Below are 22729 nucleotides of genomic sequence, written 5' to 3'. Positions count from 1 at the left end.
TTTCGGATGAAAATGTTTAAAATTTGCGCCCTTCTTGTGGTAATAGCTTGCCACAAGGAATATAACTTTCTGATTTTATTAACATTAACTTAAAGGTTAGGTGATTTTTAATGCCAAGCGTAAGAGTAAAAGATAACGAGCCATTTGACGTTGCATTGCGTCGCTTCAAGCGCTCATGCGAGAAAGCAGGTATTTTGGCTGAAGTTCGTAAGCGTGAACATTACGAGAAGCCAACAGCTGTTCGCAAGCGTCAAAAAGCAGCGGCAGTAAAGCGTGCAGCGAAAAAAGTAGCTCGCGAAAACGCTCGTCGCATTCGCTTGTATTAAGAGCTTATTTAAGCATTTAGCACTAAATAAGTGAGGGAATAGCCGTGTCTGAATTACATGAACGTCTTAAAGAGGCAATGAAAGACGCTATGCGTGCCAAAGAAAAGGAACGCCTTAGCACCATTCGCCTGGCTTTATCCGCTATTAAGCAGGTTGAAGTCGACACTCGTGAAACTCTTGATGACACGGCCATTCTTGCTATCTTAGACAAGCTGGTGAAACAGCGTAGAGATTCTATTAAGCAGTATGAAGATGCTGGCCGTCAGGAGCTGGCTGATGTCGAAAAAGCAGAAATCGACATTCTTCAAGAATTCCTCCCACAACCTCTGACTGATGACGAGATAGATGCACTTATCGAAGAAGCTGTTGCAAAAACAGGCGCTGAATCGATGAAAGACATGGGCAAAGTCATGGGTTCTCTAAAACCACAACTACAAGGCCGTGCCGATATGGGCGCTGTTAGTGGTAAAATTAAGGCACGTCTGTCTTAATCTGACTTTTCGTTTTACAAGCTAGGTAAAATTTCAGGGCTCTGCTATTATTGAGCTAACTGACTATATTCTATAATTAAAATTAATGGCACTAATTCCGCAGCAGTTTATTCAGGAACTACTGACTCGAGTCGATATTGTCGATTTGATTGATTCGCGTATTCCCCTAAAAAAAGCCGGAACCAATTTCAAAGCTTGCTGCCCGTTTCATGGTGAAAAGACCCCATCCTTTACTGTCAGTCAGGACAAACAGTTTTATCACTGCTTCGGATGTGGTGCTCACGGAAACGCCATCAGTTTCGTTATGGAGTATGACCGACTGGAATTTCCAGATGCTGTAGAAGAATTAGCGTCTAGTTTAGGCATGGAAGTACCACGCGATGAGAATGCTCCAAGCAGACCGAAGGTGGATGTTACACTTTATGACCTGATGGAGAAAATCGCAAAATTCTACCAGCGAAAACTAAGTTCTCCACAGGGAAAGCCTGCGGTTAACTATCTAAAGAAAAGAGGCCTCAGTGGGGAAATAGCAAAACGCTTCGCCATTGGATATGTCCCTGGAGAGTGGCGCAACCTGGAATCAATCTTTCCTCAGCTTAAAACTGATAAAAAGCTACAACAGCAACTCATCGACTGCGGGATGCTGATAAAGAAAGATAATTCGCTCTACGATCGCTTTCGCGATCGCATCATGTTCCCAATCAAGGACAAGCGTGGTCGGGTGATTGCCTTTGGTGGCAGAATTATTGATCAGGGCGAACCTAAATACCTAAACTCGCCTGAAACTCCAATCTTCCACAAGAGTAACGAACTCTATGGTTTATATCAGGCCCGTCAGGCAAACCGAAAATTGGAGCGCTTGCTGATTGTTGAGGGTTACATGGATGTCGTCGCTCTTGCTCAATTTAATATTAATAATGCAGTGGCAACATTGGGTACGGCTACAACCGAGAGTCATCTACAGCAACTGTTCCGCACTACTCGCGAGCTGGTGTTGTGTTTTGATGGTGACAGAGCCGGGCGTGATGCAGCGTTACGGGCTTTGGAGCATGGTCTTTCACAATTACGCGATGGTCGTGATATTAAATTGATGTTCCTGCCGGATGGTGAAGATCCTGACTCTATGGTCCGAAAAGTGGGTAAAGATGAGTTTCTGCGGCAGGTATCTGAGTCAACACCGCTATTTGAATTTTTATTGAAGCACCTGGCATCCCAGGTGGATTTAAATTCAGTTTCTGGTCGCGGCCAGTTAGTCCATCTGGCAAAACCTTACCTTGATAAAATCACTGACCCGATTTATCACGAATTTTTCAGTAACGCACTGGCCGACAAGGCCCAGCTCTCTGTAGAAAAGTTAGAAAAAATTATCGAGCAACCTCAACAAACCGCCAAACCCAGCAAACGCCCCAAGAAAGTGACTAATAATCAAAAGGTGGACAAAACAATCCAGCTTGCTCTGACCTTGCTCCTGCAAAAACCGCAGCTGGGGTTGACCGTGAACAACGTAACATGGTTGAAAACGCTACCCGAAAAGGGTCCGAAACTATTGCACCAACTCCTTGAAATTATTCACAGCAACCCCAATATCACTACAGGTACGTTGCTCGAATTCTGGCGCGACCACGAAAAACTATACAACCGCCTGGCCCAACTTGCGGTTACTGAGCGTGAAGAGCGAATGAAGGGTAATGAGCAAGCTGAGTTGAATGACTGTATAAAACGGTTGTTAAGGCAGGCCCAGACACAGCGTCTGGATTACTTGCGCTTGAAAGATGAACAATCCGGCCAGAAGTTAACAACGGCAGAAAAGTCTGAATACCAGCAATTACTATTGTTGGCCAAACAAAAGCCCGAAAAGCGATAGCGAAGCTAGCGCTTGCTGAAATGGGGGCTTATTCTGTATAATTTGCGGTTCGCCATGCGCTAACCGCATGGGATTTGTACGGTTGCAGATCCCTGGTTATTAATCGCTAAATGGTGTGATCACTACAAAGGTATTCTAGATGTCAGAGAATTCGCAACAATCACAGCAGTCACAATTAAAGTTACTCATCGCGCGAGGAAAAGAGCAAGGTTTCTTAACTTACGCAGAAGTTAACGATCACCTACCGCCAGATATCGTCGATCCTGAACAGATCGAAGATATTATTCGCATGATTAACGACATGGGTATCCAGGTTTATGAAACGACTCCTGATGCTGATGAACTGCTGATCAATGATGAATCCGTTACCGACGAGGAAGCTGCAGAAGAAGCTGCTGCTGCTCTTGCCAGCGTCGACGGAGAATTTGGCCGCACAACAGACCCTGTCCGTATGTACATGCGCGAAATGGGTAGCGTTGAGCTGCTAACACGTGAAGGCGAAATCGACATCGCTAAACGTATTGAAGAAGGTATTCGTCAGGTACTTACCGCCATAGGTAATTACCCAGATACTATCCGTATCCTGCTTGACGAATATGAGCAATATAAAAATGAATTTATTCGTTTAACTGACATCGTCACAGGTTTCCTTGATGGCGAAGAAGCTGAGTTCGTTCAAGAAGAGTCGGAAGCAGCCCAGATTGCAAACGCTAATGCAGACTCTGATGACGAAGATGAAGACATTGATTCGGATACTGACGACGATGAAGATGATGACGATTCAGAAGAAGTCGATACAGGTCCTGATCCTGAGGAAGCTGAGGAACGCTTCTCTGAATTAGCAAAACAGTACGATAAAACTGTTAAAGCAATCAAACGTTATGGCCGTGAACATAAGTCTGCACAAAAGCAGATCGAAGCCATGCGCGAGCACTTCATGAACCTGAAGTTGTCTCCACGTATGTTTGAATATCTGGTACAAAACCTACGTACCAAGATGGATGGTATCCGTGAGCAAGAGCGCTACATTATGCACCTTGCGGTACGTAAAGCTCGTATGCCACGTAAAACATTTATCACAACCTTCTCAGGTGCGGAGACCAATTCTGAGTGGTTGGACGGCCATTTAGCTAAGAAGAGTAAGTACTCAGAAGTACTAGCCGAGCACGCAGAAGAGATCCGTAAAGCCCAGCGTAAAATGCAGCTGGTCGAAGAAAGCTGCGATCTAAGCGTGCTGGAAATTAAAGAAGCCAACCGCGAAATGTCGATTGGTGAAGCAAAAGCACGTCGTGCGAAAAAAGAGATGGTTGAAGCAAACTTGCGTCTGGTTATCTCTATCGCCAAGAAATACACCAACCGAGGCTTACAGTTCCTGGATCTGATTCAGGAAGGTAATATCGGTTTGATGAAAGCTGTCGATAAGTTCGAATACCGCCGTGGTTATAAATTCTCGACCTATGCTACCTGGTGGATTCGTCAGGCGATTACTCGCTCCATCGCTGACCAGGCACGAACCATTCGTATTCCGGTTCACATGATCGAAACGATTAACAAGTTGAACCGGATTTCTCGCCAGATGCTTCAGGAAATGGGGCGTGAGCCGCAGCCGGAAGAATTGGCAGAACGTATGGACATGCCGGAAGATAAAATTCGTAAAGTTCTTAAGATTGCTAAAGAGCCGATCTCCATGGAGACGCCAATTGGCGATGATGAAGATTCGCATCTGGGCGACTTTATTGAGGACTCTACGATCGATTCACCGGTCGATGCGGCTACTGGCGAAAGCTTGAAAGAAGTAACCGATGAAATTCTGGCTGGCTTAACGGCTCGCGAGGCTAAAGTTCTACGGATGCGTTTCGGTATCGATATGAATACCGACCATACCCTGGAAGAAGTCGGTAAACAGTTTGATGTAACCCGTGAGCGTATTCGTCAGATCGAAGCTAAAGCGCTACGTAAACTACGTCATCCAAGTCGTTCTGAGAAGCTACGTACTTATATCGACGAGTAGTTATAAAACAAAAACTTATAATAGATCGGAATTTTCCAGATTTATTATTGCACGGGCAGGCGTTTTCTCGTAAACTCCTGCCCGTTAGTACTTTTAGCACTGCTTTAGTGCATCCTAATTAGGGCCCGTAGCTCAGTTGGTTAGAGCATCCGACTCATAATCGGCAGGTCCCCCGTTCAAGTCGGGGCGGGCCCACCATCTCATAACAATCAAATTAAAAGAATAGCCTCCAGAAAGCAGGAGTCGCGTCATTTGCTTGATGTGCGCCGGAATTTTCCGTACACTGATCTGTCCCGAATGGATTCAGGAGACAGTTATGAGAACCTTTACCACTTTATGCAGGACGCTTCATATAGGTTCCTATTATCTCAAGCACCGCCTCCTTAAGGCTTTTGCACCAACCATTATCTTACTCCTATTACTAACACCTTCGTTAGGTATAGCAGCAACTTTTGTCGTTAACTCAACCAGTAATGAACAGGAATCGTTCGACACCATTGGGGATGGAGAGTGCCTAACAACCTCTGGAGTTTGTACTTTCGTGGCAGCTATTGTTGAGGCCGAGTTTAGCCCAACATTCGACATCATTGATCTGACCAACATCAATGGCACCATAGAAGTCTCCTCATTTGAATTTGAACAACCGTTAGAGTTGCGCGGAGCAGGAGTAACCATTCAAAGTGGCAACGATAATCTTCGGTGGCGTGGGGATGGCTCCATCATTTCAGGGATTGAGTTTATTGGGTTCAGAAGTTTAGTACTTGAGGGAGAAAACCAGACGTTTAGCAATAACATAGTACGAGATGGGGCCGGTGTTAGCTCAAGAAATAGTTATAGCATTATTGAAGATAATAGGGTCTACAACACCTCATCCTTCGTTGCTATTGACGTAGCAGGATCATCTACAGGTGATACGAACATTGGAAGTATTGTTCGTAATAACATCATTGGCTTTGATGAGAATGATTCAGCGGCTACAGGGACAAGTAGCGTGGGAATTAGGGCTGCTGGCTCCGAAGTATTGGTTGAGGGTAATACCAGTCATGGCTTTTATGCAGGTTTCTATCTAGTTGCTCTCTCAGACTCTACCATCGCTAATAACCGTATTGGTGATTCGAATGGACAATCCGGAAATGGCGCAGTAGTTACTGGAGGAGTTGCCGGGCACGGAATATGGTCCATTAACGGTTCCAACAATATCTATTCGGCCAACGCCGTCAATGGACACGCAGTTAACGGCATCCTGCTTGAAGGAAGCACCGGCGCGCAGTTGCTTTTCAACGAATATAGCAATAATGGTAACGCTGGAATTACTGCGACCCAACCCGGCAATATTTTCGAACGTAACTCCTTAGTAGGGAATTCCGGTTTAGCTATCGACCTACTAAATGACGGAATTATCAATAACATCAATACAGATAACCTGCCCAACCCTCCTTCGGTTAGTGTCGTCAACGATAACGGCACCCAACTGTTGAAAGGTCAGTTTAACGATCCTGAATTTATCAACAATGAATTAAGCTACTGCCTTTCAGTATCAACAAGCTGTCCTTCCGGACTTTCTAATGCAGAGTTTAATCTACAATGTATTAACGGTAATAGTGACAACTCAGGCCAGGGTAACTTCTCAACACCAGCCTTAAACCTTATTCCAGAAGGCCGCTATATTACTGCCACAGTCACTACCTCTAGCGGCAGTTCAGAATTATCTTCATGCTCACAAGTTCCGCCACTTGAGCCGGTAACAGAACCACTGGAGTTTTATAGCCTTAACGCATGGGTTCTTAACCCAAGAAGCGCAAAACCACTACTGGGAGTTTTTCTTGGCTCAGGTACAAACGATGTGACAAGAATAGATATTAACTCACTGACACTGGGTAATGCACCGGGGTCGGTTATAACGACTTCAGACGTTAACGAAGATGGTTACATGGATTTACTTGTGAAGTTCTCTGGAAAACAAACCGGAGCTCGTTGTGGAGACTCCTTGCTAACACTAAATGGACAGATAGCAGGTGATAGTTTCGAAAAAGAACTTCAACTTCGCATGGTTGGCTGTAACGGAAAAGCAAAAGGTAGAGGCTAACAAGATACTTTTTGCAATTAGTAGTTAAAGTAATGGTTGTCCTGCCAGTTATCACTATACCCACCATTACTCTTATTCCGCTTCACCTTAATCAGCTACAACACCTATAAAAAAACCGCCGGCTATTCACCAGCGGCTTTTTTAGTGACCCTTGCAAAGTGCGTTAAATTTCCAAGGTGGTCTCTATAGACTGCACTTTGCGACGGGCCAGGGCAAGGTTTGATTTTGTTTTATCTAATACCAGATAAATAAATAATCCTTTCAAATTGAGGGTGGGACGAATGATATGTAACTGCGTATCCAGGGTAATTAATATATCCTCAATATCACCTTCAATTCCTAAAGATTCCATGGTTGCCATTTTAGCTTTTACTACTTCGGTATTACCTGCTCCTGCTAATTCAAGGTCAACACCACCACCTTGAGTCCCTAAAACCATACCAGACTCGTAATCGACTACAGCAGTACCAACAGCCCCATCGATTGACATTAGTGCATCTAAAGATTCGTTAATATTTGACATTTTTTTACCTCATATTTTCAAATTAATTTTCATCATGATTCAGAACGAAGCACTTAACCTTTTTTCGCACTGACCAATTAAGTAGTTAGCTTCACCTAACAACATTTTCTTACTAGTTACTATGGACAAAACTAACGGCTTGTCTGCCATAGTTATTTTTTTTATTAATAAATTACCGTTATCAGTTTCAACAATGGTTGAATTCAAGGCCCCCCCAATAACTTGGTTAGAGCTCGCATCGCCAAGAGATACCAGCGAGCTTGTAATAGCCGATAATCGATCCAACTCCACATCAGATTTGCCTTTTGATTTATGCAAAATTCCAAAGCCATCTGCTGTACATAGAGATATCATTTCTAGATCAAAATATTTGTTTATAAATACATCAAAGGTATTCTCTAAATGTTGTTTATTCATATTCAGCAGTATCACCTAAAGTGTGTTTAGCAGTATGCAAGCTCATCAGTGTATGGAGTAACAATAATGAGCTTTCTTTTTTGCGAGCATCGACTGAAAATATGGGTGGGTTTAGACCTCTTCTCGAGAACGCAGCCCTGATTTGATTAAAATCAACCGACATAATATCGCTGTGCGTAACTCCGATAACTAAGGGCAGGTCGGGCTTATTATTGATAAATACATTGAGTAGTCTGAACAACTTATCAGCGCTAGGTATAGACTTGCTGTTTAACAAAAGAGCGCAGCCCCAGACATCTTCTTTGACCATATCCCATATGAAGGAGTAACGCTCTTGTCCGGGTACACCATAGAGACCTATAGCCTCCTCTTTCCCCAGAGTTATACGGCCATAGTCAATACCAACCGTTGTAACAGGTTTACCAATATCCTGGCTCGTCTTAACATCTGTATCGACCGTTTCAATTTCGCTCAAGGTTCGAATTAAGGTACTTTTCCCTGCACCTACACCACCAATGACAACCAACTTACGGTACATTAAGAGCCCTCCCGTGCCAGGATCGCCTGACTGTCTTTAGCTTTGCGATAGGCTTTATGAATAAAACCCATTAGCTTACGCTGGAAGTCTGTCAGGGTTGTTTTCTGTTGAGTCAGCTCTACTTTGTCCGTATTACTCGCTAACAGTAATAAGCCTGATGCCTTTAGCGTATTGAGAGAGTGACTGAGCAGGTCATCATCAAATTGAGTCAAAGCTTTTAATTGCTCATAGGATAAATACGTGATTGATAACAAAGAACACAGATCGATGAGTTCGTGCATGTATTCAACTTTACCGAAGTCCGGCCAGTGATTTAGCTTGTAACTTACTCCTTTTAAATCCGGGTGGAGATCGGGCATGCAGACTGTTCGCCACATAAAATCTTTTACAGAAGACATTTAGCCTCTCTTAATTTGATAAATACTGTTAAGGGTGACAAGCGCCTTCCTGTGCACTGGATAATGTGAATTCTGTCACAAAAAACGTGAATGATTTGTGAAGCCTATAAATTTATTAAGCGTAATAGATATTTGTAATTTATAGATAGAGCATTGTTATGTGGTACATCTCTTACACTAGTATATTTCCATTAATAGCATTATCTCTTCATCACAAATTTATCTTTCATTGATTGTGTTTTTGTTTCTGTGCTAGCATTTCTCGGCTTTCACAGTTGGGACACAAAACAATAAATAAGGAGATAAAAATGAAGGCTATTCTGGCTTTTCTAACCACCATATTATTAATACTAGGCCAAACTACTCAGGCTGAAATCTCAGAGTATGAAACTTACTTCCCAATGAGCGGGTCTTCAGTCCCCTATCCAAACCTTGATCTTAATGGCATCGAAAAAATTAAGGTCAAAACATCTAGCTCAATTCACCAACCAGATCAAGAACTGGAAGAAATCGAGTTAGTTTTCCCAAATGCAACAAACTTAGTAGCTAAAAACTTTCAAAAAGTGGATGGCTCATACAGTTATAACGGTTCAGATGTATTTAAGACCATTGTTAACGATGCGTGGGTCTACAGTAAAGTTTTGGTCAAAGTAACCACTAATGGAAAAAAAATCGCTGGCGGTACGGATTTAAGTGTCGAACTTGAGGTCGTGGAAATGACTTTTGAGTTAAATGATCCAAATAACTCTATGGGACTAAATATATTTAATGCCAATGGTATTTTAAGGGATGTAACGCCAGTTACTATTGCTGATGTAGAATCACTTAACTATCAAGATGATGATATGACTCTGTCTCTATATCAAAGAGCTACATTCGACGAGTTTAACGGAGATGGCTTTAAAATCAAAACTAATTGGATGGGCCATGGAGAAAGAATCATTAATGTACCAGCGCCAATCCCCTCTGAAGATTATTCAATTTTTAAGGCCGCAGGATTAGAAATTCAAACTGAAACCTTCCCGGATGGCTTTACCGATCACCAGTTTAGAATTAAGTATGAGGATCCTATGGGTTATGCTCAATACACTCCGTTTGAGCCATTACAACCTTACATTGACCAAGCCTACCAGGCGAACCCATAATACTTCCCCAACTGTGAAAGCAAAAGCGGAGCTAATAGCTCCGCTTTTCTTATCATAACCTCAAACCCCGCTTAACGGCATGCTTCAGATTAGCGGCCTTGTAGTACATCAAAGGCACTAAGACCAACGTAATCACTGTCGACAATAAGATACCAAAGCCCAAAGAAACCGCCATAGGGATCAGGAATTGGGCCTGCGTTGATTTGTCGAAGATCAGAGGCATTAAACCTGCAAACGTAGTGAAAGATGTTAACATCACTGGGCGTAACCGTCTGACTCCTGCATGAAGTACAGCTTCTTTCAGAGTTTCGCCATGGATGCGTCGCTGCTGATTAATATAATCCACTAGAACCAGAGAGTCATTCACAACCACACCGGTCAGTGCCAACATACCCATCATACTCATGATGGAAAGTGGCATTCCCATTATCCAGTGTCCAATTGTTGCCATTGCCGCGCCAAATGGTATCACCACCATTACAACAAACGGCTGAGCGTAGGACTTAAACGGAATCGCCAACAAGATATAAATAGCAAACAAAACGAACGTCAAACTAACCATCAAGCTGTTGTTAGACTCTTCCTGTTCACGAGCCTCTCCTTCCAAACTAAAGGAGACACCTGGATAATTAGCAACCACATCCGTCGCATCGGCTATGATACGTCGTTTAATTGCTTCGATATCAGAATTTTCCTTATCAACATCCGCAGTAATATTAAGTGTACGCTGACGGTCAATTCGATAAATAGTCGCCGGGCTCTTGCCGAAGGATAATTCTGCCACTTGAGACAAAGGAATTTTCCCGCCAGAAGGTGTATTGATCAGCAAGCTGTTTAACCCTTCCAAACTACCGCGTTCTTCTTTTGCTAACCGCAGCATGACACGAACATCTTCTCGTCCACGCTGTATCCGCTGCACTTCAACACCAAAATAAGCGCTTCTAACCTGTCTCGCTAAGTCACTTAGACTAAGTCCGAGCGTTTCAGCCTGGGGCTTCAGTTTGAACTGGATTTCCTGCTTGCCTTTACTGAAGCTATCTGCGATGTCAAATACACCCGATACTTTTGAAAGCTTTTCTTTCACGTCATTTGCCGCTGCGTTCAGATTAGCAATGTTAGAGCCTCGAAGCTGTACATCAACAGGGTCACCGCTTCGACCAATTTCTGCCCTGAAAGTCAAGGTTTCAACTCCTGGCAGTGGCCCTATTAGCTCTCGCCACTCTCTTACCAGCTGTGTACTGGAAATGGTGCTTTCTCGTTGCTCAGGTGGCATGATCTCAAACATAACCCGCCCCTTGCTGGACGAAGCAGAGTCACTTCCCCACAGGGTTCCGCTTGAGGAGAAGATATGCTCGATAACTGATTCACCCTGCTCATTTCGATACTTATCCTGAAGTTTAATTGCAGCGTCGGTCATTCTCTCAATATATGAATCCGTCAGTTCGAAAGGCGTTCCTTCAGGCATTTGCAAAGTAGCCCGCGCTAACTCACTTTGAATTCTTGGGAAAAATACAAAGCGTGTGATGCCACTTTGAACTGTAGCAAGGACCAGTAATAGTATGCCGACAAAAATTGCCAGGCTTAGCTGCCAGCGCTCTAATACAAACGCCAGAATCGGTTTATAAAACTTGAGGATACCCTTCTCAAATCCCTTTGCGAACCTTTGCTGGTATTCCAGTACTTTGTTCGGTTTTTTGAGATCCTTTTTCGCCTTAGTGTGTCCGATGTGGGCTGGCAAAATTAACTTTGATTCTACCAATGAGAACAATAAAACAGGAATGACAATGTATGGAATTTGAGAATAAAAGGCCCCCCAGCCGCCTCCCATGAAAGCTAGTGGTAGAAAAGCCACCATGGTAGTAATAACACCAAAGGTTACAGGGACAGCTACTTCCTTAGTACCTTTTATTGCTGCATCTAAAGGAGCTTCTCCTCTATTGAGATGATTATAAATATTCTCACCGGTTACAATTGCATCATCGACTACGATACCCAGCACGAGAATAAAAGCAAAAAGGCTGATTAAGTTTACACTGATGCCAAGCTCGGGCATGAAAGCCATACCGCCAGCGAAAGCAATCGGAATACCCAGGCTAACCCACATAGCGATGCTCGGTCGAAGGAATAAAGCCAAAAGCAATATCACTAACAAGCTGCCCTGTAGTGCGCTGGTAACCAGAGTGTTAAGTCGAGCCTCTAAACTTTCTGAGCGATCTCGCCATACGGAAAGGTTGACTCCTGCCGGTAACGAGTCTTGTTTGGCTTCTACAAATGCTTTAACTCGTTCTGATACATCAATCGTACTCTGCGTGCCAGTACGGTATATCTCAAGTTCAATAGATGGCTCACCATCAAATCTTGTATTAATGCTCTCTTCTTCAAATCCGTCGCGGATTGTTGCCAGATCTCCCAGCTCCAGAATTGTTCCATCTTCTTTGGTTAAAACAGGAATCCTCGTAAAGTCTTCTCTAGTGTAAGACTGGCCTTTAAGTCGCAGCAAAATCTCGCCACGATCAGAGCGAACCTGCCCTGCAGATAAATCCAGAGAGCGGTTATTAACGGCATTGGCGATATCCTGTAGAGTCAGATTATACTCATTAAGTTGATCTTGTCGGAACTCAATAGCAATCTCATAAGCTCTGACACCGGATGTCTCTATCTGAGAAAGACCCGGTTGAGAAGCGATTTCCTGCTCTATAATCTCGGCATAACGACGTAATTCCTTTTCAGGTAGCTCACCACTGATAACTACACTGATTGCTTCACGGCGTCTAATTGACTGCGAAATAATCGGCTTTTCAGCCTCCAGGGGTAAAGTGTTTAAAGCATCGACTCGACTTTTTACCTGGTCTAAAACATCTTTGACGTTGTAGCCCTCATCTACCTCAATGCTAACGCGGCCTGCACCTTCCGATGAGGTAGAGGAAAGTTCCTTTATCCCCTCAAGATCGTATACGGCTTCCTCAATCCGGGTAGAAACTGTTTGCTCAACTTCTTCTGGTGTCGCTCCGCGAAATGGAACCACAACGTTAATGTAGTCATACTCAATACTAGGGAAACGCTCCACAGTAACTCGCTGCCACATTGTAAAAGCACCAGCGATTAGGATAACTATCATCAACAAATTAGCGGCGACAGGGTTTCGTGCAAACCAACTAATCATGTTATTACTCCACTACTGCGGCTGAAGAAACAAACGGTTTATCCGTTGCTATTTCTTTTGATTCAGCCACTGGCTCTTTTAATTTTGCTTTAGCTCCATCCGCGACAAAAGTCAGCTTTGAAGTCACTAGTAACTGCCCTTGATCGAGACCAGGGTCAGACGCCAGAGGAGCAACAATGGTATTTTTATCATCTTGCCATAATATTTTTATATCACGACGATATACTGCGTCATCTTTGTAAATAAATACTTTATCGTCAGCTGTTAAAACCCGTGAAGGGACTAGCACTATATCCTTAAGTAAACGGCCTTCAATTTCTGCACTAACGAATTGACCCACTTTGACCCTGGGATTTTTTTCTAGGAAGTCAGCCGGGAGTTTAGCGGTGATGTACCACTGGCGGGTTTGCTCATCAATCACACTGTCGCTTCTATCAACCGGAACAATCCAGGTTTTGTTACTTCCAGCAAAGTCGGCTTGCAGCTTGACCTGAGCTTTACCATCTGGTTCTTTCAAAAACTGTACTTTATTGCTCGGTACCGGCAACCTTACCTCAAGTGAATTACTGGCAAATATTCTTGCCACAGGCGTGTTTGTATTTACTGACTCGCCTTGGCTAACCATGCGACGAACGATATAACCATCATATGGTGCAATTACCGTTGTCCGCTCCAGCTCAAGCTTTGCTTTTTCCAGCCTTGCAATAGCAGCATCCAGTTTTGCTTGTGCCGATGCTAATTGGGGCTCTCTCAATACCAATGCGTTAGCTTTTTTATCAGGATTGATTTTTTTCCAATCCTTAAGTGCCTGCTCAGCCATGGCCCTTTCTTCATTGAGTGTCAAACGGGCATTCGCAACTTCAGCCCTGGCGATACGTACTTCAATCTGAAAATCTCTATCATCGATCTTTAGAAGCTCCTGCCCTTTTTCGATGGGCAGACCAGTTTCAAAGTTTTCCGCCACGGAAACAACTTGGCCAGATACTTGAGCCACCAGCTCACTCGAAGTTGATGCTTCAATATTACCGTAGGAGTCTATAAATACCTGATAATCAGTATATTTAATGGCATCTACATCTACAGTCTCAACCCGCTCTGGAGGCTTACGGTTGAAAGCTTTTGGCTTATTGCTAAGCATAATATTTATCGTCACGATGACAACAATCAGTATTGCTAAGGGCAAAATCATAGATAGCCAAAGATTTTTCTTTTTACTGCTCATAATTAAGTCGCATCTAACCTGTTGATATTAAAAAATAATTCTATACTTATGGAAATCTTATAGAATTTTAGCGCACACAGTGTAAATATTTCGTCGAGGTATCACTCTAAATTCTATCTTTATAAATGTAACAGGATATTTCTCCCCCCCTCCATCCCTATTAATAATTCACCTTAAACCGTGTATGCTATGTTCAACTTAGGAGGAAAAGGCAATAATATGAAGAAAATAGCACTGACCAGTACCTTACTATTACTCGCGTTGGTAGCCTGTGAACAAAATGATAACAAGAAAGAAAATGATGAAGGTTCCAACACAAAGGTTATCCAGTCACTAGCGCAGCAACAGTCAGAAAATCAGCATGTAATTGATCAAGAAACTGAACAGGCGCTTGCAGAGTCAGACTACCCTGAAAAGGCTCCAACAGGCCGCTTACCTGAAAGTATTGCCCCTACGGAATATGATGTTCAACTCAAAGTTGATCCTGACAAACCAACTTTTTCGGGTACTGTTACCATCAAACTTAAGCTGAACATGCCAACGAAGCATATTTGGCTGCATGGTAAGGATATAAAACCAATTAATGTCACTGTCACCCCCTTTGAGCAACCGCCTATCCAAGGTCAGTATGAGCAAGTGGATGATACCGGCGTGGTTAAGCTTAGCTTTGACAGAGTAATAACAACTGCCAGTGCTGTATTAAGGATCGAGTATGAGGCCCCATTCAACGAGGCGCTGGAAGGATTGTATCGAGTAAAGGACGGAGAATTAAATTATGCCTTTACTCAGTTCGAAGCCACCGCGGCCCGGTTAGCTTTTCCAAGTTTTGATGAACCGGCGTTTAAAGTTCCATTTTCCTACACCATGACAGTACGTAACGATCATAAAGCCTTTACCAGCACTCCTGCTATTTCAGAAACAGACCTGGGTAATGGGTGGAAAAAAATTGTCTTTGCAAAATCAAAGCCACTACCAACCTATCTCGTTGCTTTCGCAGTTGGTGATTTTGATGTAGTTGAGTGGCAAGACATTCCAGAAACTGAAGTTAGAAAGAGAACAATCCCTCTACGTGGTATCGCAACAAAAGGAAAGGGGCACCGTTTAACCTATGCCCTAAAAAATACAAAGGACATTTTAAACTCACTGGAAGAATACTTTCAGATCCCATACCCGTATAAAAAGCTGGATATTGTCGCTGTGCCAGACTTTAATGCAGGGGCTATGGAAAATGCGGGCCTAATTACTTACCGGGAGCAATTGCTATTATTTGATAATACTATCTCACTAAGCCAGAAGCGTGCTTATATGAATGTCCACGCTCATGAGTTAGCTCACCAGTGGTTTGGTAATCTGGTCACCCCAGTATGGTGGGATGATATTTGGTTAAACGAAGCCTTTGCTACATGGATGGCGCATGTTTCCAATAACAATATTTATCCAGAACAAAAGTTTAGACAGGCTTTACTGGAACGCTCTCTTGGAGTAATGAGCTCGGATAGCTTAATCAGTGCACGCCAAATTCGTCAGCCAATTAAAAGTAACCACGACATTCAATCTGCATTCGATGGTATCACTTATTCTAAGGGTGGCGGTGTTTTAAGCATGCTAGAAGCTTTTTTAGGTGCAGAAAACTTCCGTGCAGGCATACAGCACTATATGCGTAAGTTCGAATTTGGTAATGCTACAGCACAAGACTTTATCACGGCCATCGGCGAAAAATCACCAAAGGTACCTTTGAACACGATTAAGGATGCTTTTAACAGTTTCCTTGAGCAGCCTGGGATCCCACATTTAAACGTTGAGCTATCCTGCAACGATGATAAGCAGGCTAGTCTGACCATCGCTCAGTCGCGTTACCTACCGCTTGGCTCGAAAGGAACCACTGAACAAACATGGAAAGTGCCAGCATGTTTTAAATACACTATTGATGATAGCCAACACCAACTTTGTGAAGTGTTGGAAGACAAACAGGAGATCATTGATCTTCCAGAAAAAGGCTGTCCTGAATACATCATGCCAAACGCTAATGGTGCTGGTTATTATCGCTTCAGCATGTCGCATGACGGCTGGCAGTCATTACTGAATAATAAAAATGAGCTTAATACTCGTGAGTTGATGTCGATGAACAATAGCCTGCAGGGTGCGATAAATGCAGGTAAATTAACCTTTAGTGATTTGGTAGAAATAGCGCCCAAAATTATTGCTTCTGAATCAGCTGCCACAGTTATGGGCCCAAGTAAATTATTTAGCTTTGTCTATCATGAAGTTACTCAAAGCGATGGGGAAAAAGAAAAGCTGGCAAAGTTAAACAGAGATCTTTATGGTCAGCGCCTGACAGAGTTGGGGCTAGAAAATAGTAAAGGTGATGCGGTGAATACCATCAAACTTCGAAATGATCTTATTAACTTTCTAGCTAACGAGGGTGAAGACAAAGCAGTAAGACAGTATCTAACGGATATGGCTGTGGCTTACACGGGATACCAGAAAGACGGTAATATTCACCCAGAGCTTGCTGACAGCAACGTTATTGGTACTGCACTTCAAGTCGCCACTGAAGACTTGGGTACACCGTTTGCTAAGCATTTAAGAATGCTTCTTGAATCATCCAATGATGGTACGGTTCGAGGCCGACTTCTTGGTGGTCTCGGTGCGGTTAAAGATCCGAAATATGCCGAAGAGTTAAGGGAGCTGATCCTATCAGAATCCTTAAGAGATAATGAAATCTACTCTATTATGATGGGTCAGTTGAAAGACGAAGATCTTCAACCGGCTATGTGGCAATGGTTTAAAAATAATATAGAGGGAGTTAAGTCTCGCATCCCCCCATTTGGGCAAAACCGTTTACCGGTTGTAGGTCAGTATTTCTGCTCACAACCCATGAAACGGGACTTCAAAAAGTTCTTTAAGCCTATAGTTGATAATTTGGCTGGAGCGCCACGTACTTATAAGCAAAGTATTGAATCCATCGAGCTTTGTATTGCGCAGGTAAACTTTCATAAGGAAAATGTTCATAAGTTCCTGTCTCAGCAATAAAATGCGGATGCGAAATATAAAAGCGCTCTCCTGAGCGCTTTTTTTATGTCTAAGATTTTTCAGCCAATAACTTTTTCTGGATTATCAACGAAGCAATTACTCCATACCCTATGGCGAATGTTAAAAAACTTCCAATCGTATCGAATAAAGAGAACAGATAAGGAGCTACACCTGTTGAGATGATCATAGTTGCAGACACCAGGGCCCTGATCGCACCTAAGTGCGTACTACCAAAAACATCTGCATAAAAAGAGTTTATCACTGGGCCACTGGAAGCTACTGTTAATCCTGCAAGAAACATAAAAGCCAACAGCCAAGTTTCTGTTTGACCCACATAGAGACAAATCATGCCTAACACCAACGGTAACAGATACCATCTCATGTAGACTCTGGGGTGAGATTTGTCGACTAATGGGCCAGTTAGAACAGCCCCTAAAAAATGTATGAACCCATATAGCATGAGTCCATAAGACAACCACTCCATACTCCAGCCCTTTCCATCAATTAACAATGTTTGATGAAAAAATATGCCGGTAATTAAAAATGCTGGGCCTATAATAGCAGGCAATATTAACCAGAAACGCCAGTCAGACATCACCTGCGAGCGTGACCAGTCCTTAGTCATACTTTCTTCATCAGCGCCCCCCGAGGTCTTATGTACAGGTACTAGATCAGCTTTCTTGAGAAGCCACATCATCAGAGGAAACACCAGCAACAAGGCGAAAAGTGCATAGCCGTGCCAGCTCGCAGTATGGCCATGATTTTTGAGTAGATTGACTGCGATGGCCGGCATGACCATCTCACCGAATGCCATCCCCTGAAGTGCAAGACTAACTGCCTTACCTCGGTGTTGAGGGATATAGCGCATCAATGTTGTGACTGCGATATGCGTCATCAAACCCTGGCCGCATAATCGAATGCCTAAATACGAAAAGAACAGCATGAAGAGGGTATTGCTGTTGGCAAACAGCAGGCAAGATGCAATCAAGCCTGTGATAACGATGATGGTAAATTTTTTGACCTCAATGTCATCGATTTTGGCACCGACAAAGAAGATGGTAAAACCACTGATGAGGGTTGCGATAGAATAGACTAGGCTTAAATTATCCTTTTCCAGCAGAAGGTTGCTGATCAAATCCTTATTGAACAGTGAAATAAAGAAAGTCTGCCCTAGGTTTCCAATAAATACGCAGAGAAATCCGAACAAAAGCAAGTACTTGTTACTTTTGACGAAATTGAGATAATTCATGGCATAAGCCGTGGAGCTAGGAGTTTGCAGCGCATTATACTCTCAGCGATAACAAGTTACAGCCCCTCCCTGCTACTATGGGATTATGGGACTTGCTGCACTTCCCTAAGGCCAGTTGCCAATATGCCTGCCAGCAGACACATGACAGCCATTACAGCCAGAACGGCTACATTACCAAAGTATTGTGCAATGGCGCTAAAGCCAACTCCGGTTAATAAAATAATTCCGATGATAGTGTTGGAGAGTGCTGTATAGGCTGCGCGATTCTCCGCGGTAGCCATATCAACAAGATGAGTAGATCGGCCTAGACGAACGCCATGATATGCAATCATCAGTACAAACAATAAAGCAGGCAATAATAAGCCTTGACCAATAAGTTCAAGTTGACCTAATAAAGCAGTAGCTCCAAGCGCTAACATCGCGACAAACGAAGAGAGTAGCAGTACTTTACGACTGGATTTGTCGGCCAGCCAGCCCCATACATAGCTACTGAGAAAGCTCGCCAGAGCAGACGCAAGAACTAGTGCTCCCAACCCACCCAGTATAGAGTCCAGTTTCGATAAGTCATCGCTGCCATTTAAGGTAACCATAAACGGCGGTGCCAATGCAGTCGCTATTAACAGAGCGCGAACAATTATAAATCGAACCAGTTGTCTGTCCTTGATCAGCAACGTTAAGTTCTCCTTTGCCACCGTCAATGGATTGCCACCCCCTTCCGTTGAACCGGGAGTCTCTTCCAACTGGGTAAACATGATACTGGCGAAGATCCACAATGTCGCAGCTAAACCCAGGGCGATAAGAACAATATCCATTCGTTCAAAAAAACCAGAAGCCAGGGCCACACCAAAAAGAATTACTGCTGCAGAAGCAATAGAAGCAGCCATCCCGGTAACTTTGCCACGCATTGATTTTGAAACAGTCTTACCTAAAACATCTTTATAGGAGACAGAGCAGACACTTCGAGCGATGGCGAGTACTCCCAGTAAAACCAGGATACTGATACCAGCCGAAGTGCCCTCCATAAATAGAGCGCTCAGCACCATTCCAACAACAGAGATGCCCTGTACCAGACTGCCCAGAGCCCAGGCCCATTTACGTTGAGGCAGTTGTCGTAAAGCCCCGGCTGTAAAGAGCTGTGGTAGCAAAGCACCAGCCTCTCGAATCGGAACTAACAAACCAACCAGAAAAGTTGAGGCGCCTAAAGTAGAAAGTAACCAACTGAGAATCAGCTTTGGATCGATAAGCCCATCCGCCACCTTGGTAGATGCCAGAGAGACGATATGGGTTGTAACGTTTTTGGGCTGATGGTCGCAGGCCTGCTCAGGAATATCTTTGCAGACCCGACCATCGTCACCACTGTTGATTGCCTCGTAGACCTGCTCAACAGTAGATTGTTTTGACATTACGCTAGATTACCCTTTGTTAATAAAGTTTCTCAGTACGTAATGCAAAATACCGCCGTTTTTGTAGTACTCCAGCTCAACCTTGGAGTCTAGACGGGAGCGAACCTTAAAGTTAGTTGTCTTGCCGCTACTATCCTTGGCTTCTACATCCAACATCTGATTCACTTCGAGGCCATCTGAAATGCCTTTGATGGTAAAGCTTTCATCACCGCTCAATCCCAGTGACTCAGCATCCTGACCATCAACAAACTCCAGTGGCATGACGCCCATACCCACGAGGTTACTGCGGTGAATACGCTCATAGCTTTCAGCGATAACTGCTTTGATGCCTAACAGAGTCGTACCTTTGGCCGCCCAATCTCGAGATGAACCACTACCATATTCTTTACCCGCCAGAACAATCAGTGGCGTACCTTCTGCCTGATACTTTTGAGAAGCATCAAAAACAGTCATGGTATCGCCAGTTGGGATATAGCGGGTATAGCCACCCTCTTTATCGACCAACTGGTTTTTAATACGGACGTTCGCGAAAGTACCACGCACCATGACTTCATCGTTACCACGGCGAGAACCGTATGAGTTGAACATGCGTGGCTCGATTCCGCGTCCGGTAAGATACTTACCTGCAGGGCTATCTTCGGAGAATCCACCCGCAGGTGAAATGTGGTCGGTGGTTATCGAGTCTCCCAGTTTCAGCAACACATTCGCGTCCTCGATATCCTTTGGCTGCTCAACTTCCGGTTTTAATCCCTGGAAGAAGGGCGCCTGCTTGATATAAGTTGAGGAGTCATCCCATTGATAAACTTTATCTGTAGATACCTCCATGTCACGCCACTGCTCATTACCATCAAAAATTTTGCCATAGTTCTTAGCGAAATCAGCAGGAGTCAGAACCTTATTCATAACCTCTTCGATCTCTTCATTACTTGGCCACAGATCTTTAAAGTAAATCGCTTTACCATCAGGCGTATGAGCTACCGGTTCGTTATCAAAGTCGATATCAACACGGCCAGCCAGCGCATAAACCACCACCAGCATTGGTGACATTAAGAAATTCATCTTTACGTCAGGGTGAACCCGAGCTTCGAAGTTTCGGTTGCCCGATAGGACTGATGCAACGACCAGGTCGTTTTCTTTTACCGCTTTACCCACGGCATCCGGCAAAGGACCAGAGTTACCAATACATGAGGTACAGCCATAACCCACCAGGAAGAAATCCAACGCTTCCAGATCATCCAGCAGACCCGAGTGTTCCAGATAATCGGTCACGACTTTTGAGCCTGGAGCCAAAGATGTTTTAACCCAGGGCTTAACCGTCAGACCCAACTCGTTCGCTTTTTTAGCTACTAAACCAGCACCTATCATCACACTTGGGTTCGAAGTATTGGTACAAGATGTGATAGCCGCGATCGAGATTGAACCATCGTGCAACTCATAATCTTGATTGCTGTCTTTATCATCAACCTTAATCGTTTTTATTAGTCCATTATCATTATCATCAGGACTGCGGTCTTCCAATGGCTGGTAACCTCGGCCATAGTTCAGCTCCATCAGCGACTTAAACTGTGCCTTCATGTTGCTGACAGCAATTTTATCCTGTGGGCGCTTTGGACCTGAGGCAGTTGGAACCACTGTGCCTAGGTCCAGCTCAACCACACTGCTGTATTCAATATCACCTTCATTTTCACGCCATAGCATGTTGTTTTTAGTATAGGCCTCAACACGCTTAATCGTTTCTTCGCTGCGATTCGTATCGCGCATGTAGTCCAGCGTACGGTCGTCAATCGGGAAATAAGTTACGGTACAACCAAACTCAGGCGACATGTTTGAAATTGTCGCACGGTCAGTTACCGTTAAATTATCTAAACCTTCACCAAAGACCTCTACAAACTTGCCAACAACCCCATGCTTACGCAGCAGTTCGGTAATGGTTAATACCATATCTGTAGCAGTAGTGCCTATTGGTAACTTACCCGTAAGTTTTAAACCAACAACCTCTGGTAATAGGAAGAAGATAGGCTGACCTAAAATCGCCGCCTCGGCTTCAATACCACCAACACCCCAGCCCACAACACCAATACCATTAACCATTGGTGTATGTGAGTCCGTACCAACCAAAGTATCCGGGAATAAAGCACCATCACGCTCAACGACACCTTGTGCTAGGTATTCCAAGTTCACCTGGTGGCAAATTCCCATGCCCGGAGGAACAACGGTAAAGTTATTGAAAGCCGTCTGAGCCCACTTCAGGAACTGATAGCGCTCCTGGTTACGCTCATATTCAATTTTAATATTCTTATCCAGTGACTCTTTGTCACCGTAAAAGTCGACCTGAACCGAGTGGTCAATAACCAGGTCTACTGGAATCAGTGGGTTAACCTTCTGTCCGTCGACACCATGGTTGCTTGCCTCAGCTCGAACCGAAGCCAAATCAACGACCGCAGGTACACCTGTAAAGTCCTGCATTAGCACCCGAGCAGGCTTGTATGGAACTTCTTTCTTCTCTGGGTTCGGCTTCCACTGTAAAAGAGTATCAACATGATCGCTGTTTACCGCCAGCCCATCATGATTTCTCAGTGCATTCTCAAGTAAAATCCGAATCGAAAAAGGCATTTTTTTAATATCATGGCCTTGTGCCTCTAGATCTTTCAGGCTCCAAATGTCGAAGTCCTTTCCACCAACGGATAATGACTTCTTACAATCTATAACCTTGTCGCTCATCATGGGCTCCCATTTCTATAAAAAGAATATGAATCAATAAATTAATGATTTTTCACGCTTTTAACACTATACATCAGAAATTCTGCAACTTAAAATTTAGACCCATAAGATCCCGTAAAATTGCGCAAAACATATACAA

Annotated in this window: 16 protein-coding genes and 1 tRNA gene; 8 read left to right on the top strand and 9 right to left on the bottom strand. The window is 43.8% G+C overall.

Going from position 1 to position 22729, the window contains the following annotated elements:
* Positions 1-110 precede the first annotated feature (110 nt).
* The 6 genes from rpsU (at position 111) to KS2013_RS02070 (ending at position 6778) form a co-directional block, all read left to right on the top strand.
* On the top strand, positions 111-326 hold the full coding sequence (gene rpsU / locus KS2013_RS02095) for a 30S ribosomal protein S21 (protein WP_068989009.1): 216 nt from the start codon (positions 111-113) through the stop codon (positions 324-326).
* Between the two features lie 44 nt (positions 327-370).
* The gene (locus tag KS2013_RS02090) at positions 371-817 is read left to right on the top strand and encodes a GatB/YqeY domain-containing protein (protein WP_068989006.1); all 447 of its coding nucleotides are present in this window, start codon (positions 371-373) and stop codon (positions 815-817) included.
* Positions 818-902: 85 nt separating this feature from the next.
* Positions 903-2681: a DNA primase gene (gene dnaG / locus KS2013_RS02085; protein ID WP_068989002.1), complete on the top strand. Its 1779-nt coding sequence runs from the start codon at positions 903-905 to the stop codon at positions 2679-2681.
* Between the two features lie 139 nt (positions 2682-2820).
* On the top strand, positions 2821-4692 hold the full coding sequence (gene rpoD, locus KS2013_RS02080) for an RNA polymerase sigma factor RpoD (protein ID WP_068988999.1): 1872 nt from the start codon (positions 2821-2823) through the stop codon (positions 4690-4692).
* A 121-nt stretch (positions 4693-4813) separates the two neighbouring features.
* Positions 4814-4890: transfer RNA gene (locus KS2013_RS02075), tRNA-Ile, on the top strand.
* Positions 4891-5008: 118 nt separating this feature from the next.
* Positions 5009-6778 (top strand): right-handed parallel beta-helix repeat-containing protein, encoded by a 1770-nt coding sequence (locus KS2013_RS02070; RefSeq protein ID WP_068988996.1) that lies wholly within the window; start codon positions 5009-5011, stop codon positions 6776-6778.
* 163 nt (positions 6779-6941) lie between these two features.
* On the opposite strand, the gene KS2013_RS02065 is transcribed toward KS2013_RS02070, so the two are convergent.
* Genes KS2013_RS02065 through KS2013_RS02050 form a run of 4 tightly spaced genes read right to left on the bottom strand, consistent with a single transcriptional unit; the run spans position 6942 to position 8654 of the window.
* Positions 6942-7301 carry a hypothetical protein gene (locus KS2013_RS02065; RefSeq protein ID WP_068988993.1) on the bottom strand — a complete coding sequence of 120 codons (360 nt, stop codon included), beginning with the start codon at positions 7299-7301 and terminating at the stop codon, positions 6942-6944.
* A gap of 39 nt (positions 7302-7340) precedes the next feature.
* Positions 7341-7718, bottom strand: a complete 378-nt coding sequence (locus KS2013_RS02060) for a roadblock/LC7 domain-containing protein (protein WP_068988990.1) — start codon at positions 7716-7718, stop codon at positions 7341-7343.
* Entirely contained in the window at positions 7711-8256 is a 546-nt protein-coding gene (locus tag KS2013_RS02055; protein WP_068988987.1) for a GTP-binding protein, read from the bottom strand. The genes KS2013_RS02060 and KS2013_RS02055 overlap by 8 nt, the downstream gene beginning before the upstream one ends.
* Positions 8256-8654 (bottom strand): hypothetical protein, encoded by a 399-nt coding sequence (locus tag KS2013_RS02050; RefSeq protein WP_068988982.1) that lies wholly within the window; start codon positions 8652-8654, stop codon positions 8256-8258. Before KS2013_RS02050 ends, KS2013_RS02055 begins: the two co-directional genes overlap by 1 nt.
* A gap of 308 nt (positions 8655-8962) precedes the next feature.
* Between KS2013_RS02050 and KS2013_RS02045 the strand changes: the two genes are divergently transcribed.
* Positions 8963-9799, top strand: coding sequence for a hypothetical protein (locus KS2013_RS02045; protein ID WP_068988980.1), 837 nt, complete (start codon positions 8963-8965; stop codon positions 9797-9799).
* A 52-nt stretch (positions 9800-9851) separates the two neighbouring features.
* On the opposite strand, the gene KS2013_RS02040 is transcribed toward KS2013_RS02045, so the two are convergent.
* Both KS2013_RS02040 and KS2013_RS02035 read right to left on the bottom strand, forming a co-directional pair.
* Positions 9852-12962, bottom strand: coding sequence for an efflux RND transporter permease subunit (locus KS2013_RS02040; protein ID WP_068988977.1), 3111 nt, complete (start codon positions 12960-12962; stop codon positions 9852-9854).
* A gap of 4 nt (positions 12963-12966) precedes the next feature.
* Positions 12967-14184: an efflux RND transporter periplasmic adaptor subunit gene (locus KS2013_RS02035; RefSeq protein WP_068988973.1), complete on the bottom strand. Its 1218-nt coding sequence runs from the start codon at positions 14182-14184 to the stop codon at positions 12967-12969.
* Between the two features lie 219 nt (positions 14185-14403).
* Here KS2013_RS02035 and KS2013_RS02030 point away from each other — a divergent pair, with 219 nt between their 5' ends.
* Positions 14404-17217 carry a M1 family metallopeptidase gene (locus tag KS2013_RS02030; RefSeq protein ID WP_068988969.1) on the top strand — a complete coding sequence of 938 codons (2814 nt, stop codon included), beginning with the start codon at positions 14404-14406 and terminating at the stop codon, positions 17215-17217.
* Between the two features lie 49 nt (positions 17218-17266).
* Here KS2013_RS02030 and KS2013_RS02025 read toward each other — a convergent pair whose 3' ends face one another.
* From KS2013_RS02025 to acnA, 3 genes are all read right to left on the bottom strand, one after another.
* Positions 17267-18466 carry an MFS transporter gene (locus tag KS2013_RS02025; protein ID WP_068988965.1) on the bottom strand — a complete coding sequence of 400 codons (1200 nt, stop codon included), beginning with the start codon at positions 18464-18466 and terminating at the stop codon, positions 17267-17269.
* A gap of 83 nt (positions 18467-18549) precedes the next feature.
* Positions 18550-19869 carry an MFS transporter gene (locus KS2013_RS02020; RefSeq protein ID WP_068988963.1) on the bottom strand — a complete coding sequence of 440 codons (1320 nt, stop codon included), beginning with the start codon at positions 19867-19869 and terminating at the stop codon, positions 18550-18552.
* Between the two features lie 9 nt (positions 19870-19878).
* Complete coding sequence (acnA, locus tag KS2013_RS02015; RefSeq protein ID WP_068988959.1) at positions 19879-22590, bottom strand: aconitate hydratase AcnA; 2712 nt, start codon at positions 22588-22590, stop codon at positions 19879-19881.
* Between the last annotated feature and the right edge of the window lie 139 nt (positions 22591-22729).

Origin of the sequence: Kangiella sediminilitoris (assembly GCF_001708405.1) — a bacterium.
In the GTDB taxonomy this organism is placed as follows: Bacteria; Pseudomonadota; Gammaproteobacteria; order Enterobacterales; family Kangiellaceae; genus Kangiella; species Kangiella sediminilitoris.
This window is presented reverse-complemented; position numbering and strand designations above follow the sequence as displayed.